At 62.9% G+C, this 12763-nt stretch carries 11 protein-coding genes and 1 riboswitch; of the genes, 5 read left to right on the top strand and 6 right to left on the bottom strand.

Annotated elements, in window-relative coordinates; genetic code table 11:
- Nucleotides 1-19 precede the first annotated feature (19 nt).
- Complete coding sequence (locus CSQ92_RS28075) at nucleotides 20-544, top strand: FxDxF family PEP-CTERM protein (RefSeq protein ID WP_099396029.1); 525 nt, start codon at nucleotides 20-22, stop codon at nucleotides 542-544.
- 59 nt (nucleotides 545-603) lie between these two features.
- Nucleotides 604-1383: a spermidine synthase gene (locus CSQ92_RS28080; protein WP_099390224.1), complete on the top strand. Its 780-nt coding sequence runs from the start codon at nucleotides 604-606 to the stop codon at nucleotides 1381-1383.
- Between the two features lie 11 nt (nucleotides 1384-1394).
- On the opposite strand, the gene CSQ92_RS28085 is transcribed toward CSQ92_RS28080, so the two are convergent.
- Nucleotides 1395-2000 (bottom strand): hypothetical protein, encoded by a 606-nt coding sequence (locus CSQ92_RS28085; RefSeq protein WP_099396030.1) that lies wholly within the window; start codon nucleotides 1998-2000, stop codon nucleotides 1395-1397.
- Nucleotides 2001-2031: 31 nt separating this feature from the next.
- The gene (gene pdxR / locus CSQ92_RS28090; protein ID WP_099396031.1) at nucleotides 2032-3537 is read right to left on the bottom strand and encodes a MocR-like pyridoxine biosynthesis transcription factor PdxR; all 1506 of its coding nucleotides are present in this window, start codon (nucleotides 3535-3537) and stop codon (nucleotides 2032-2034) included.
- Nucleotides 3538-3642: 105 nt separating this feature from the next.
- Between pdxR and CSQ92_RS28095 the strand changes: the two genes are divergently transcribed.
- Together CSQ92_RS28095 and CSQ92_RS28100 are read left to right on the top strand one after the other, a co-directional pair.
- A complete protein-coding gene (locus CSQ92_RS28095) occupies nucleotides 3643-4302 on the top strand; it encodes a pyridoxamine 5'-phosphate oxidase family protein (protein WP_099396032.1) in 660 nt (219 codons plus the stop codon).
- 85 nt (nucleotides 4303-4387) lie between these two features.
- The gene (locus CSQ92_RS28100) at nucleotides 4388-5218 is read left to right on the top strand and encodes a class I SAM-dependent methyltransferase (RefSeq protein WP_099396039.1); all 831 of its coding nucleotides are present in this window, start codon (nucleotides 4388-4390) and stop codon (nucleotides 5216-5218) included.
- Between the two features lie 55 nt (nucleotides 5219-5273).
- Here the strand turns inward: CSQ92_RS28100 and CSQ92_RS28105 are convergent, their stop codons facing one another.
- From CSQ92_RS28105 to CSQ92_RS28120, 4 genes are all read right to left on the bottom strand, one after another.
- On the bottom strand, nucleotides 5274-5468 hold the full coding sequence (locus CSQ92_RS28105; RefSeq protein WP_034783267.1) for a hypothetical protein: 195 nt from the start codon (nucleotides 5466-5468) through the stop codon (nucleotides 5274-5276).
- Between the two features lie 278 nt (nucleotides 5469-5746).
- Nucleotides 5747-7384, bottom strand: coding sequence for a serine hydrolase (locus tag CSQ92_RS28110; protein ID WP_099396040.1), 1638 nt, complete (start codon nucleotides 7382-7384; stop codon nucleotides 5747-5749).
- 22 nt (nucleotides 7385-7406) lie between these two features.
- The gene (locus CSQ92_RS28115; RefSeq protein ID WP_034783265.1) at nucleotides 7407-9266 is read right to left on the bottom strand and encodes a M1 family metallopeptidase; all 1860 of its coding nucleotides are present in this window, start codon (nucleotides 9264-9266) and stop codon (nucleotides 7407-7409) included.
- Between the two features lie 118 nt (nucleotides 9267-9384).
- Nucleotides 9385-11778, bottom strand: coding sequence for a M1 family aminopeptidase (locus CSQ92_RS28120; protein WP_099396041.1), 2394 nt, complete (start codon nucleotides 11776-11778; stop codon nucleotides 9385-9387).
- 145 nt (nucleotides 11779-11923) lie between these two features.
- Nucleotides 11924-12103, top strand: a riboswitch (yybP-ykoY riboswitch).
- 10 nt (nucleotides 12104-12113) lie between these two features.
- Here CSQ92_RS28120 and CSQ92_RS28125 point away from each other — a divergent pair.
- Nucleotides 12114-12689, top strand: a complete 576-nt coding sequence (locus CSQ92_RS28125) for a TMEM165/GDT1 family protein (protein WP_070278880.1) — start codon at nucleotides 12114-12116, stop codon at nucleotides 12687-12689.
- The last annotated feature ends 74 nt before the right edge of the window (nucleotides 12690-12763 follow it).

Here is a 12763-nt window from a genome sequence, read left to right on the forward strand (position 1 = left end):
TTTTTTCGCGGGGATAAATATGAAACTGAAATCACTCATCGCAGCAGCGGTACTGGGCGCTGCAACCATCAGTAGCGCATATGCTGCGTCGTACACCATCAACCTGACCAACACCACGGGCAACCTGTGGACGGGGGGCTTCAACGCCACTCCCACGCCGCTAGGCGCCTTTACCGATACGTTCACGTTCACTCCCGACGCGACTTTCGGTTCGACCGCGCAAGCCTTCCTTGCCAACCTGTCGGTCACGGGCAGCGACCCGGCTTCCATCAACTTCACCAGCGCCAATCTGAACGGCATCTCCCTGACCGGTTTTGGCGGCCCCACCGTCTTCGGCTATGCCCAGGGCGAGGTGCTGGCGCCAACCACACTGCTGTTCAACGGTCCGATGGTCCTCACCGTCATGGGCAACAGCAACGGCGGCAGCTATGGCGGCACCTTCAACCTGAACCTGGCGCCCGTTCCTGAACCGGAAACGTATGGCATGCTGCTGGCCGGCCTGGGCATACTGGGCTTCCTGGCACGACGCCGCAAGCAATCTTGAGCGCACCACCCAAAAGACGCTGCGGCGTCTTTTTTTCACCCGGCTGCTAAACTGGCGCCATGACGACCGACTTTACCTCCACCAGCCATACCGCTTTCAGCCACCCGGGCCACCCGCCTGCCACCACCACCGAACACCGCGGCATCCGCTACCTGCACCTGGGTACCAAGTGGGTGCAGGGCGCCATGCGCCTGGACAAGCCAGATGCCATCGAGCTCGAATACGTGCAGATGATGATGATGTGGATGCTGTTCAAGACGCAGCCCAAACGCATCGTACAGCTGGGACTGGGCAGCGCCGCGCTGACCAAATTCAGCTACCGCCGCTTCCCCGACGCCACGGTCACGGCCATTGAACTCAATCCGAACGTGATCGCCATCTGCGGCGCCCAGTTCGCGCTGCCGCCGAACGACGCGCGCCTCGATGTGCGTGAAATGAATGCGCTCGACTTTGTGCTCGATCCTGCCAACCACGGCACGGTCGACGCGCTGCAAGTGGACCTGTACGACGAAGACGCGCGCGGTCCCGTGCTCGACACGCCAGAGTTCTACCAGGCTTGCCACGACTGCCTGGCGGACGACGGCATCATGTGCACGAATGTCTTCGGCGACTTCCCCAACTACGACAAGAATCTACAGGCGATGGAACTGGTTTTCGACGCCGTCGTCTGGGTGCCGGAAATGGAAGATGAAAACATCGTCGTGCTGGCCTTCAAAAAATCGCCATCGCTCGACTTCAGCGATTTATACGAACGCGCCGCCACCATCAGGAAGCAGTTCAACCTGCCCGCCAAGAACTGGGTCAATGGCTTGAAGCAGTGGATGCAGGACCAGCAGTAAGCCATGCGATCTCATTCCAGGACAGGCTGCCAGTTTCCTGCGGCGCGATAAAACCCCAGGCTCTTGCCGCCGTTGAAGCGCGCGGCTTTCATCAGGCCAGCGAGCTCGCTGGAGATCAACAGGTCGCCTGATTGCGCATCCCTGGCGATCTGCCTGGGCGCCAGTTCCTCGTCGCGCAAAAACGTCCGCGTGAAGTAGATGACGTTGCCCTTGTCATCTTTTTCCGCGATTGAACGTTCGAGGTCCACCGTCTGTACGTCTTGCGTCGCATTCAAGATGTAAAACGGCTGCTCCACAGGTTCACCGCCCGCCATGATGCAGGCGGGAGCGAGCAATTCCACGTCCTGGCCGGCGGCGCCGGCAAGGAACCCGGCCAGGCGGGCCGAGACCAGCGGCACGTCCCCCAGCAGCCACAGACAGTCATGTTTCAGGAGCCTTTCCCGGGTGCAGACGAAATGCACGGGGGGCCTGTCCATACCGAACGGATACGGAGCCCCCTGCAGCAGCGCCAGATAGTCGAAGTTCGATCCAGCCGTCTCATAGGATCCACCTTCCTTGTCGTAGGAGCCGATCAGTTTGTCATGGTAATCAACCGGGGCTTTCCAGCTCAGTATCATGGGTAGTCCTCTTCCTCGTCCTGGCAAAGGCCTATTGTGACCGCTTCGCCTGCCCAGCCGCGCCAGCTTGCGCAAGCAGCGCGCCCAGGCGGCGTGCCAGGCCGTCCATGTTCTCGGCCGGCACCTGCGCATAACCGAGCAGGAAGCCGTTCCAGCCCATCCCTTCTCCCGTGCCATGCGCGGACAGGGCCAGCGCCACGATGCCGTCCTGCGCGGCGCTCCGGCTCAGCGCCAGGTCATCCCATTCCGTTTCATGAAAACGCAGCGCCAGGTGCATGCCGGCCGTGCCGCCATGGATGGCCGCGCCGCCACACGCATGGCGCTGCAAGGCCTCGCTCAAGGCGTCGCGGCGCTGGCGGTACAGGCGGCGCATGCGGCGCACGTGGCGCGCAAACAGGCCGCTGCGCAGGAAGTCGGCCAGCGCCAGCTGTTCGGCTACCCGTCCGCGCGCGGCGCCCTGCGCCTGCATCTGCGCGAAGGCGCCGGCCAGCGCGGACGGCACGACGATAAAGGCGATGCGCAAGGCGGGAAACATGGTCTTGCTGAAGGTGCCCAGGTACACGACGGGCGCGTCGGCCACCAGTCCCTGCATGGCGGCCAGGGGCGGGCCGCCATGGCGAAATTCGCTGTCGTAATCGTCTTCGATGATCAAGGCGCCGGCCGCGCGCGCGCGTTCGAGCAGCGCCATGCGGCGCGCGGGACTGAGCACGCTGCCCGTCGGATACTGGTGCGACGGCGTGGTGTAGATCAGGCGCGGCGGCGTCTCGCGCCAGTCGTCATCCGTCGGCGCGATGCCATCCATGTCAACGGCGATGCCCGTCACCTGCAAGCCGGCGCCGCGGCCCGCAGCCAGCGCGCCGCCATAGCCGGGATGCTCGATCCACAAGGTATCGCCCTGGTCGGCAAAGGCGCGCAGGCAGACATCGAGGCTGCTCTGCGTGCCGTCCGTAATGAACACCTGGCCCGCATCGCAGACGACGCCGCGCGCGGCGCGCAAATGCTCGGCGATGGCCATGCGCAGCTGCGGCTCGCCGGCAGGGTCGCCGTAATTGAGCTGGCGCGGCGTCAGCGCGCGCCATGCGCGGTCCAGCATCCGCCGCCACTGCGCCAGCGGGAATTCATCGAGCGCCGGCACGCCAGGCGCGAACGCGCCCATGGCGTCGGCGGGAAACACCAGCGCCGCATTCACATCCTGTCCCGCCACGCCGCGCAAATGCCGGGCGCGGCGCGACAAGCCATCCTTGCTGCCGGCCGCCGGCACGGATTCCGGCATGCCGGCGCTGCCGGCGACGACAGTGCCGCGACGGTCCGGCAAGACAAACCCTTCGCTGGCCAATTGCTCGTAGGCGTACAGCACGGTATTGCGCGCCAGTCCCAGTTCGGCGGCCAGCACGCGCGTGGCGGCCAGCCGCGTGCCGGGCGCCAGCTGCCCGTTGCGGATCGCCGCGCGCAGGCATTCATGCAGCAGGCGCTGGCGCGGCCAGCCCCGCTCGCGGTGCGTGCGCTCGAATGCATCAAGCAGTAAAGCAAAATCCATGCGCCTCCTTGGTGGCTCCAAATTATTTGTCGGTTCTGGATCTTTTTTCAGGGCCAGATGCCGATTATAGTGCGGCCTGCTTCTTCAACCAACCGGACTTCCGCCATGACCGCTACCGCCCTGCCTCCCAGCCCCCGTACCCGCGTGCGCCGCGTCGCCGAACTGGCCAGCTACGAGCAAGCCACCCTGTACGCCATCGTCGATGCCGCCTACCTGTGCCATATCGCCTTCCGCGACGACACGGGCAGCCATTGCATCCCGACCGCCTGCTGGCGCATCGGCGGCTACCTGTACATCCATGGCTCGAACGGCAGCCGCATGCTCAAGCAGCTCTTGCACGATACCGATGTGTGCGTGGCGGTGAGCCATCTCGACGGCCTGGTGCTGGCGCGCTCCGCCTTCAATCACACGATGAACTACCGCTCGGCGATGGTGTACGGGCAGTTTGAAAAAGTAAGCGATATCGGCCAGCAGCATGCGGCCATGGATGCGCTGATGGAAAAGCTGGCGCCGGGACGCCTGGCGCAGGTGCGCGGCGGCAGCGCCAAGGAATACGCGGCCACCACCGTGCTGCGCATCGCGCTCGACGAATGCGCCGTCAAGCAGCGCAAGGGCGGCCCGCTCGACGACGCGGGCGACATGGCGCATGCCGTCTGGACGGGCGAACTGCCGTTTACGCACGGGCGGGGCACGGCCATCGCCGATGCGCTCAACACCAGCGAAATGCCCGCATATGCCGCCGCATGGGGGACGGAATCCGCTTGACCGGCCAGCGTGCTTGCCCGATGATCGGCGTTGATGGCGATCGCCACCAATTGAGCAACCGATCCAATCACGCATGGAGCATATGATGATGAAGCGAGTATCCCTGGCCGCGGCCTTGACGGTCATGCTGGCCTGTGGCGGCAGCGGTGCGGCACTGGCCGCCGATGCGGGCGACGCGGCCCTGAAGGCGGCCATCGCCGGCAGTGCGCGCACGCCGGCCAACGCGCTGCGCGACAGCGCCCGCCATCCGTATGAAACGCTGGCGTTCTTCGGCATCAAGCCGACCATGACGGTGGTGGAACTGGCGCCCGGCGGCGGCTGGTACACGGAGATCCTGGCGCCCTACCTGCGCGACAACGGCAAGCTGATCGCCGCCGGCAACGACCCGCAGTCAAGCAGCGAAGGCGCCCGCCGCGGCGCGGCGCGCTTCCAGCAAAAGCTCGACGCCAACCCGGCGGCTTTCGGCAAGGTGGAAATCGGCGCCTTCGCGCCCCCCACCACCTACCGCATCGCGCCCAAGGGCACGGCCGACATGGTGCTCACCTTCCGCAATATCCACAACTGGATACCCATCGGCGAAGCCGGCATGCAGACCTTGTTCAAGGAAGTGTACGACAGCCTGAAACCGGGCGGCGTGTTCGGCGTCGTCGAGCACCGCCTGCCGGCCAACAAGGCGCAGGATGCCACGGCCAGCAGCGGCTACATGCACGAAGCGTATGTGATCAAGCTGGCCGAAGGCGCAGGTTTCAAACTGGCGGCCAAGTCGGACATCAACGCCAATCCGAAAGACCATGCCGACCACCAGGGCGGCGTGTGGGCGCTGCCGCCGACCTATGCCAACAAGGATGTGGACCGGGCCAAATACACGGCCATCGGCGAGAGCGACCGCATGACCCTGAAATTCGTCAAACCCTGAGTCACTGACAAGACGATGGCGGCGCGCCGCCATCGTCCTGTGCGCGCAGCGCGCCTTACAGGTAAATGCCGTAAACGCCACACAGGCGCTTGACCAGGGAGCAGGAGCTGGCATCGCCATCCGTCACGCACGCGGTATAGGCTTCCTCGCAGGTTTCACGGGTTGGCAGGGCATATGCGGAAGAACTGATGGCGCCGGCAAAACCGACGGCGGCGCAAAAGACAAATACGGCTTTTTTCACATTGATCATTTTTATCCCGTTCCCAAAGAGTTGAGTTGTTATATAAAACCACTGGAAGACAAAGACGCCAGCCGCCAGAAACTGCCTGTCGAGAGACGAATTTCATGGCGCACGGAAATAGTAACACCTTGAAAAGTTAATAAATACGCAAACAATAAAACAAGATAACGTTTCTTTTTCATCCCATTTCATGGAATAAAAACTGGCCCGCCGCCCTCCCGCCGTGCATTTGCATGGAAACAGGCGAAAAAAACCGCAGCACAGGCTGCGGTTCTTGTATCGATACCCTATTTCTTTGCTTCCTTCGGCTTTACCGGCACCAGGCTCAGATCCTGGAAGTCGTAGCTGAAATCCGTCTCGGCCGACACCGGCGCCATCTTTACCCGGTCGATGCTGCCATCGGGATTGAGCGAGAACGTCACGTAGGCATCGGCGTTGAAATTGCGCTCCTTCCAGCGCACGATGAAGGTGTCGTGCTGCCAGTGTTCCAGCTCGCCCGTCAGGTCCGGCGTGCGCGTAAAGCTGAGGATGTGCTTCTTGCCTTCCGTACGGATAGTGACCTTGCCATACCAGGCATCCTCATACTCGCCGTCATACGCCGCCAGCGGCAGCGATGGCTGCGATCTGGCCGCGCGCGCGCTCGACGCCTTGCCCTGCTTTTTCACTTCCTCGGCATGCTGGTCCTGCTCCACCTTGGCCACCAGCGCCAGCCAGTCCGACGGCACCGCCTGCAGGTAATGGTCGAGGATGCGCCATTGCAGCGCCGTCATGGAACCGCCATTTTCCGCATTGGTCAGAATGGCCACGCCCAGCTTTGCTTCCGGCACCATCACCACGCGCGAATAAAATCCTTGCAGCGCGCCGCCGTGCATGGCCACTTTCATGCCCTTGTAGTCGCGCAGCTGGAAGCCCAGTCCATACGCGCTGAAATTCGGTTTCGTTGCGGCCAGCGCCGGCTTCGGCTCGGAAATCTTGATCGGCGTTTGCGCCGTCCACATCTCGCGGCCCTGCTTTTCACTGAACAGGCGCGCGTCCTTGCCATCCTTGTCCTTCACGCCGGCGATCTTGCCGCCGTCGAGCAGCACCATCATCCACTTGGCGATATCTTCCGCATTCGTGTTGATGCCGACGGCACCCACGGCATTCGGCACGGGCATGGACTTGACGGCGGCGATCTTGCCGTCGATCTTGCTGTGCGCACTGGCGACGTCGGACTTGCCCGCGTTTTCAAGCAGGCTGGTGGTGGTGCCCGTCATGCCCAGCGGCGCCAGGATGCGTTCATGCATGGCCTCGCCCCAGCTTTTCCCCGCCTTGTCGGCAATGATCTTGCCGGCCACGATATACAGCAGGTTATCGTAGGCATAGCTGTTGCGAAAACTCGTGGCCGGACGGATGTAGCGCAGCTTCTCGATGATTTCGTCGGTGCTGAACGTGGTGGTCGGCCACCACAGCAAGTCGCCCGCGCCCAGGCCCAGGCCACTGCGGTGCGTGAGCAGGTCGCGGATGGTCATGGCACCCGTCACGTAGGAATCGTGCATCTGGAAACCGGGCAAATGCTTGGTGACGGGATCGTCCCAGGCCAGCTTGCCCTCGTCGACCAGCATGGCCAGCGCGGCGGCCGTGAAGCCTTTCGAGTTCGATGCCACTTCGAACAGGGTCTGCGCATCGACAGCGGCCGGTTCACCCAGCTTGCGTACGCCAAAGCCCCTGGCGGTGACGACCTTGCCATCCTTGACGATGGCGATCGCCATGCCGGGCACGTCGAACACTTTCAGGGCGGTGGCAACGTCGCGCTCAAGATCGAAGGCGGGCGCGGGCGCCGGCGCAGCGGCAACAACGGGTGCGGCGTCCAAAGCCAGCGCCGGCACGGCGATGCTGGCAAACGCCAGCACGATGGCGGCGGCAAGACGGTTCATGGTATGCATGGTCAGGATGTCCAAAGAAGGTTCAATGCGCTTGCGCGGCCATCAATTTATCGACGCTCTCCTGCGTCACCGGGTGGTAGCGTTCACGCGCCTTCGCATACACGTCCTTGGCCCAGGCATGGCCTTGCGGCGTCTTCATCAAGGCGCTGTACAGGGGCACGACGAACTTCTGGCGGCCCACGCTCATCAGGAATGCCTGCAAGGGTTGGCGCACATCGTAGCCGGCGTTCACGGAGGCCAGATAAAAGCGGTAAGCGACTTCATTGTTGCCGCTCTTGCCCACGCCGTAGGCCTGGTCCAGCTCACGCAATTGCGCTGCGCTGGCCTTGTTGTTGATATCGTTCAGGAAGTGCATCGATTCGATGGCGATCCACTTGTCCATGCCCAGGTCCTTGGTCGCCAGCTCGCCTTTCAGCCAGGCGTCGCGGTGCTGGTCGAGCAGTGCCAGGCGCGGCGAGACGACGCGCTGCGCGCTGGCCGGCACGCCCGTGCCATACAGCCATTCATCGAGTTCCGCTTCCGGCATCACGTCCGGATGCTGCGCCAGCAGGTTCTTGCGCAGGTAGGCGATGAACTGCTCCGTCGTCACGCTCTGGAACGCGTGCTGGTCGAACCAGCCGCGCAGGAAGGGGTCGAATACGGCGCGGCCGGCACGGCGCTCCATGGTGGCCAGGAACCAGGCGCCTTTCGGGTAGATGATGCCATCGTCCGTGTAGGTTTCAGCGGGATTGGCGTCCGCATCGCGCGTGATCAAGGCCGTTTTTGCTGCCGGCAATTCGCGGATCGAGGCGGCCAGTTCTTCCTGGTCCACCTGCACGCCCATCTGCGCCACTTCGCTGCCATACAGCTGCTCGACGATGCGCGTGGTGACATAGGTGGTGAAGCCTTCGTTGAGCCACATGTGCTTCCACGACGCATTGGTGACCAGGTTGCCCGACCACGAGTGGGCCAGTTCATGCGCGATCAGGTCGACCAGGCTGCGGTCGCCCGCGATCATGGTCGGCGTGAGGAAGGTCAGGCGCGGGTTTTCCATGCCGCCGTAGGGAAACGATGGCGGCAGCACGATCATGTCGTAGCGGCCCCAGCCATACGGACCGTACAGCGCTTCGGCTGCCTGGATCATCTTTTCCGTGTCGGCCAGCTCGTATTCGGCCGCCTTGATGCGCGGCGGCTCGGCATACACGGCGGAGCGGGGACCGAGCTTGCGCACTTCCAGTTCGCCGATGGCGATGGCCAGCAGGTACGAGGGGATCGGCTGCGGCATCCTGAATTTCCAGCCGCCCTTGCCCGTCGCCTTTTCGTCATTCTCGGCGCTCATCACGACGCGCATGCCCGCTGGCGCCTCGATGCGCGCGCTGTACGTAAAGCGCACGGCCGGCGTATCCTGCGACGGCACCCACGAGCGGGCGTTGATGCTTTGCGACTGGCTGAACATGAAAGGCAGCTTGCCCGACATGGTTTGCTGCGGCGTGAGCCACTGCAGCGCGATGGCGTTCGGCGCCGTGTGATAGTAGACGCGCACCTTGCCCGGCTGGCCCGTGGTGGTGATGCGCAGCGCCTGGCCTTTTTCCGGATCGGCCTTGTCCAGCTGGTACGGCGCCATCTGCCATGCGCCGCGCTTGTCCTGTACCTGCACTTTCGCGATCGACAAATCGCGCGTATCGAGCACCAGGGTACGCGCCGCCGGATCGATCCAGTTCAAGGACAGCTCCGCATAGCCGGACAGGGTCTTTTGCTTGAAGTCCGCTTTCAGGTCCAGCTGCAGGTCGCGCGTGCGCACCTGGTCGTAGCGCGCGTAGCTGAGGGGGTCGGCGTGCGCGGCCAGGGTTACCTGGCAAAGTAGCGCACAGCCCAGCGCGCGCAGGAAGGTCAAAGTTTGCATGGTCGTCTTTTGAATGATTTGCGAAAGCCCCGGTCCGTGTGCGCCGGGGCGTCGCGCAGAATAGCACTTCCGGCGCAGGCCGGCAGAAAAAAGCGCCGGACTGGCCGGCGCCGTTTCCCTATTTCGTCTCGGCCTTGGCTTCCGGCTTGGCCTCGGGTGCCTTCAGCGGCGCATTAAAATCCTTCATCAGGTTGTTCTTGTCGCGGTCCTGCTTGAACAGTTCGAGGCGCGACGGCGTGATTTTTCTCGGCCACGCATTATTGCTGGTGTCGATATCGGCCGTCTCCCAGTACGGGTCCTGCACCAGTCCCACCATCGGCTCGTCCGTGACGATGACCTTGCTGATCTTGTGCGGCGCATAGCGCCACACTTCGGCAGGCACGCGTTCGATGATCTTCTTGCCGCTCTTCAGTTCGATCTCCAGTATCAGCGGCATCACCAGGCCGCCGAGATTCGAAAAGTCGACCAGGTACAGATGCTTGCCCATGTTGCGCTGTTCCAGCAGCTGTCTCTCCCACGGCTCCAGCGCTTCCTGCTCTTCCGCATAGCTGTTGCGGTCCTTGTTGGTGACCGTGAATTCATCGTGCCGGTTATAGAAATCCTTCAGCGCGGGATCGACATCGACCTTCTTCGGCAGCGCCTTGTTGCGCTGGTCCGAGATCGAGATGGGCTGCGCGGCCTTCTGCGCCTTCTTCCACGCTTTCTCGACTTCCGGATTCTTCGTGCTCACGCCATATTCGCTGATGCCGTCGATGCTGATGTCAACCGCGTCCGTGGTATAGAACCAGCCGCGCCAGAACCAGTCCAGGTCCGTGCCGGAAGCGTCTTCCATGGTGCGGAAAAAGTCGGCGGGAGTCGGGCGCTTGAACTTCCAGCGCAAGGCGTACTGCTTGAAGGCGAAGTCGAACAATTCGCGCCCCAGTATGGTCTCGCGCAGGATGTTGAGTGCCGTGGCCGGCTTGTCGTAGGCATTCGCCGTGAACTGCAGCAAGGACTCGGAATTGGTCATGATGGGCACCTGGTTCTGGCTGCGCATGTAGTCGACGATCTTGCGCGGCTCGCCATTCCAGGAGGGGAAATGCTCTTCCCACGCCTGCTCGGCCAGGTACTGCAGGAAGGAATTGAGGCCCTCGTCCATCCACGTCCACTGGCGCTCGTCCGAGTTGACGATCATGGGAAAATAATTGTGGCCTACCTCGTGGATGATCACGCCGATCAGGTCATATTTGGCCGTCTTCGAATACGTGAGTTCTCCCGTCTTCTTGTCCTTCACGGGGCGTCCGCCATTGAACGCAATCATCGGGTACTCCATGCCGCCGACGGCGCCATTGACGGAGATCGCGTTCGGATACGGATAGTCGAAGCTGTACTTGTTGTACTGCTCGATCGCGTGCACGACGGCGCGCGTGCTGTACTGCTGCCACAGCGGATTGCCCTCGTTAGGATAGTAGGACATGGCCATCACGCGCTTGCCGCCGCTGTCCAGTCCCTGCGCATCCCAGATGAACTTGCGGCTCGAGGCCCACGCCACGTCGCGCACATTGGCCGCCTTGAAGTGCCAGGTTTTCATGCCCACCGCTTTACTCTTTTCCGCCACCAGCGCCTCGGCGGGCGTGATCACCAGCAGCGGCGTATTGCTGTTCTTCGCCCGCGCCAGGCGTTCGCGCTGCGCCGCGCTCAACACGCTAGCAGGGTTTTGCAGTTCGCCCGTGGCGGCCACCACATGGTCGCCCGGCACCGTCAGGTACAACTCGTAATCGCCAAACTCCAAGGTGAATTCGCCGGAGCCGAGGAACTGCTTGTGCTGCCAGCCGACGGCGTCGTAATACGCAGCCATACGGGGGAACCATTGCGCGATCTGGAAAATCGCGTTCTTGTCGTCTTCAAAGTACTCATAGCCGGAGCGCTCGACCAGCACCTTCTGGTCATTGATCTGATACGACCAGTCGATGCTGAAAGTGACGCTCTGGCCAGGCGCCAGCGCCACCGGCAGATCGATGCGCAGCATGGTCTGGTTGACCACATGCGGCAGCGGCTTGCCGTTGGCCGCTTTCACGGCGGTGAGCTTGAAGCCGCCGTCGAATTCGCGGCCCGCATGGATGGCGCGCAAGTCCTCGAATTTCAGCGCTTCGTCCTCGCTGCCACTCAACCAGGCCTGGCGCGATGGCGCGCTCAATACGCGGCGCTGGTCGGCATCCTGGCGCAAGCCATTCTGCTCCAGCTGCAGCCACAAGTACGCAAGGCTGTCGGGCGAGCGGTTGTGGTAGGTGATCTGTTCGCTGGCCGTGATGGCGCGCCGTGCCTCATCGAGCGTGGCGCGGATCACGTAATCAGCGCGCTGCTGCCAGTAGGCGTGACCCGGCGCGCCGGACGCCGTGCGGTAGGCATTCGGCGTAGGCAGCAGTTCTTCCAGCTGGCGGAACTTGTCGTCGAAGGGCGCGGCGGCGCACAGGCCCGGCAAGGGAGCAAACAAGGTCACACATAAGGCAAGCAAGCGGACAAGGACCGGCATGGCGCATTCCATCTGGGAGTCGTGGGCACACTGCATTCTAAGTCGAGTCTGTTTGCAAATCGATCATTGTTGTCGAAGTCCCACACACCAGGCCGTGCCGTGCCCCGCCGGTACTGGCGCCGGCGCGGGCATTGGCGTATGATGCGCCTCGAACATTGGGGAGTAGTCGTCCCGCGGTCCTGCCGCGGGAACCTGTATCAACATGATTGGCCCGCAGGCCATGGTGCAGGTGGTTGCAGAACTTGACGAGACCATTGATCCAGGGCGGCCGCATGGGCCGGAGTCGCCCGTGGATCATTGGTTAATTCGTCCGGCCCGCGTACTCTTGCAATCTCATGGAAGCATTCCTCATCTCCACCGGCATCGTCGGTCTCGCTGAAATCGGCGACAAAACCCAACTCCTGGCCTTTTTGCTGGCCGCCAAATTCCGCAAGCCCCTGCCCATCGTGCTGGCGATCTTCGTCGCCACCATCGCCAATCACGCGTTTGCCGCCGCCGTCGGTACCTGGATCACCAGCATGCTGGGGCCCGATGTGCTGCGCTGGGTACTGGGCGTATCATTCCTCGCCATGGCCGCCTGGACCCTGATCCCCGACAAGCTCGATGAAGGCGAAACGAAGCTGGCCAGGTATGGCGTCTTCCTGACCACTCTGATCGCCTTCTTCATGGCGGAAATGGGAGACAAGACGCAGGTGGCGACCGTAGCGCTGGCGGCGCGCTATCACGACATTGTCTCTGTTGTGCTGGGCACCACCTTCGGCATGATGCTGGCCAACGTGCCGGCCGTCTACCTGGGCGACAGGATCGCCAATCGCGTCCCGCTGCGCCTCGTGCACGGCATCGCGGCGCTGGTCTTTGCCGTGCTGGGCGTAGCCACCCTGCTGGGTGCGGGCGCGGCACTAGGGTTCTGAGGCAGCTTTATATAATTTCTCATTTACAATATTCATGCTCATAATTACAATGTCGGCGACATGAGTACCGGCGC

This window comes from Janthinobacterium sp. BJB446 (genome assembly GCF_002735655.1).
GTDB classification, from domain to species: Bacteria; Pseudomonadota; Gammaproteobacteria; order Burkholderiales; family Burkholderiaceae_D; genus Janthinobacterium; species Janthinobacterium lividum.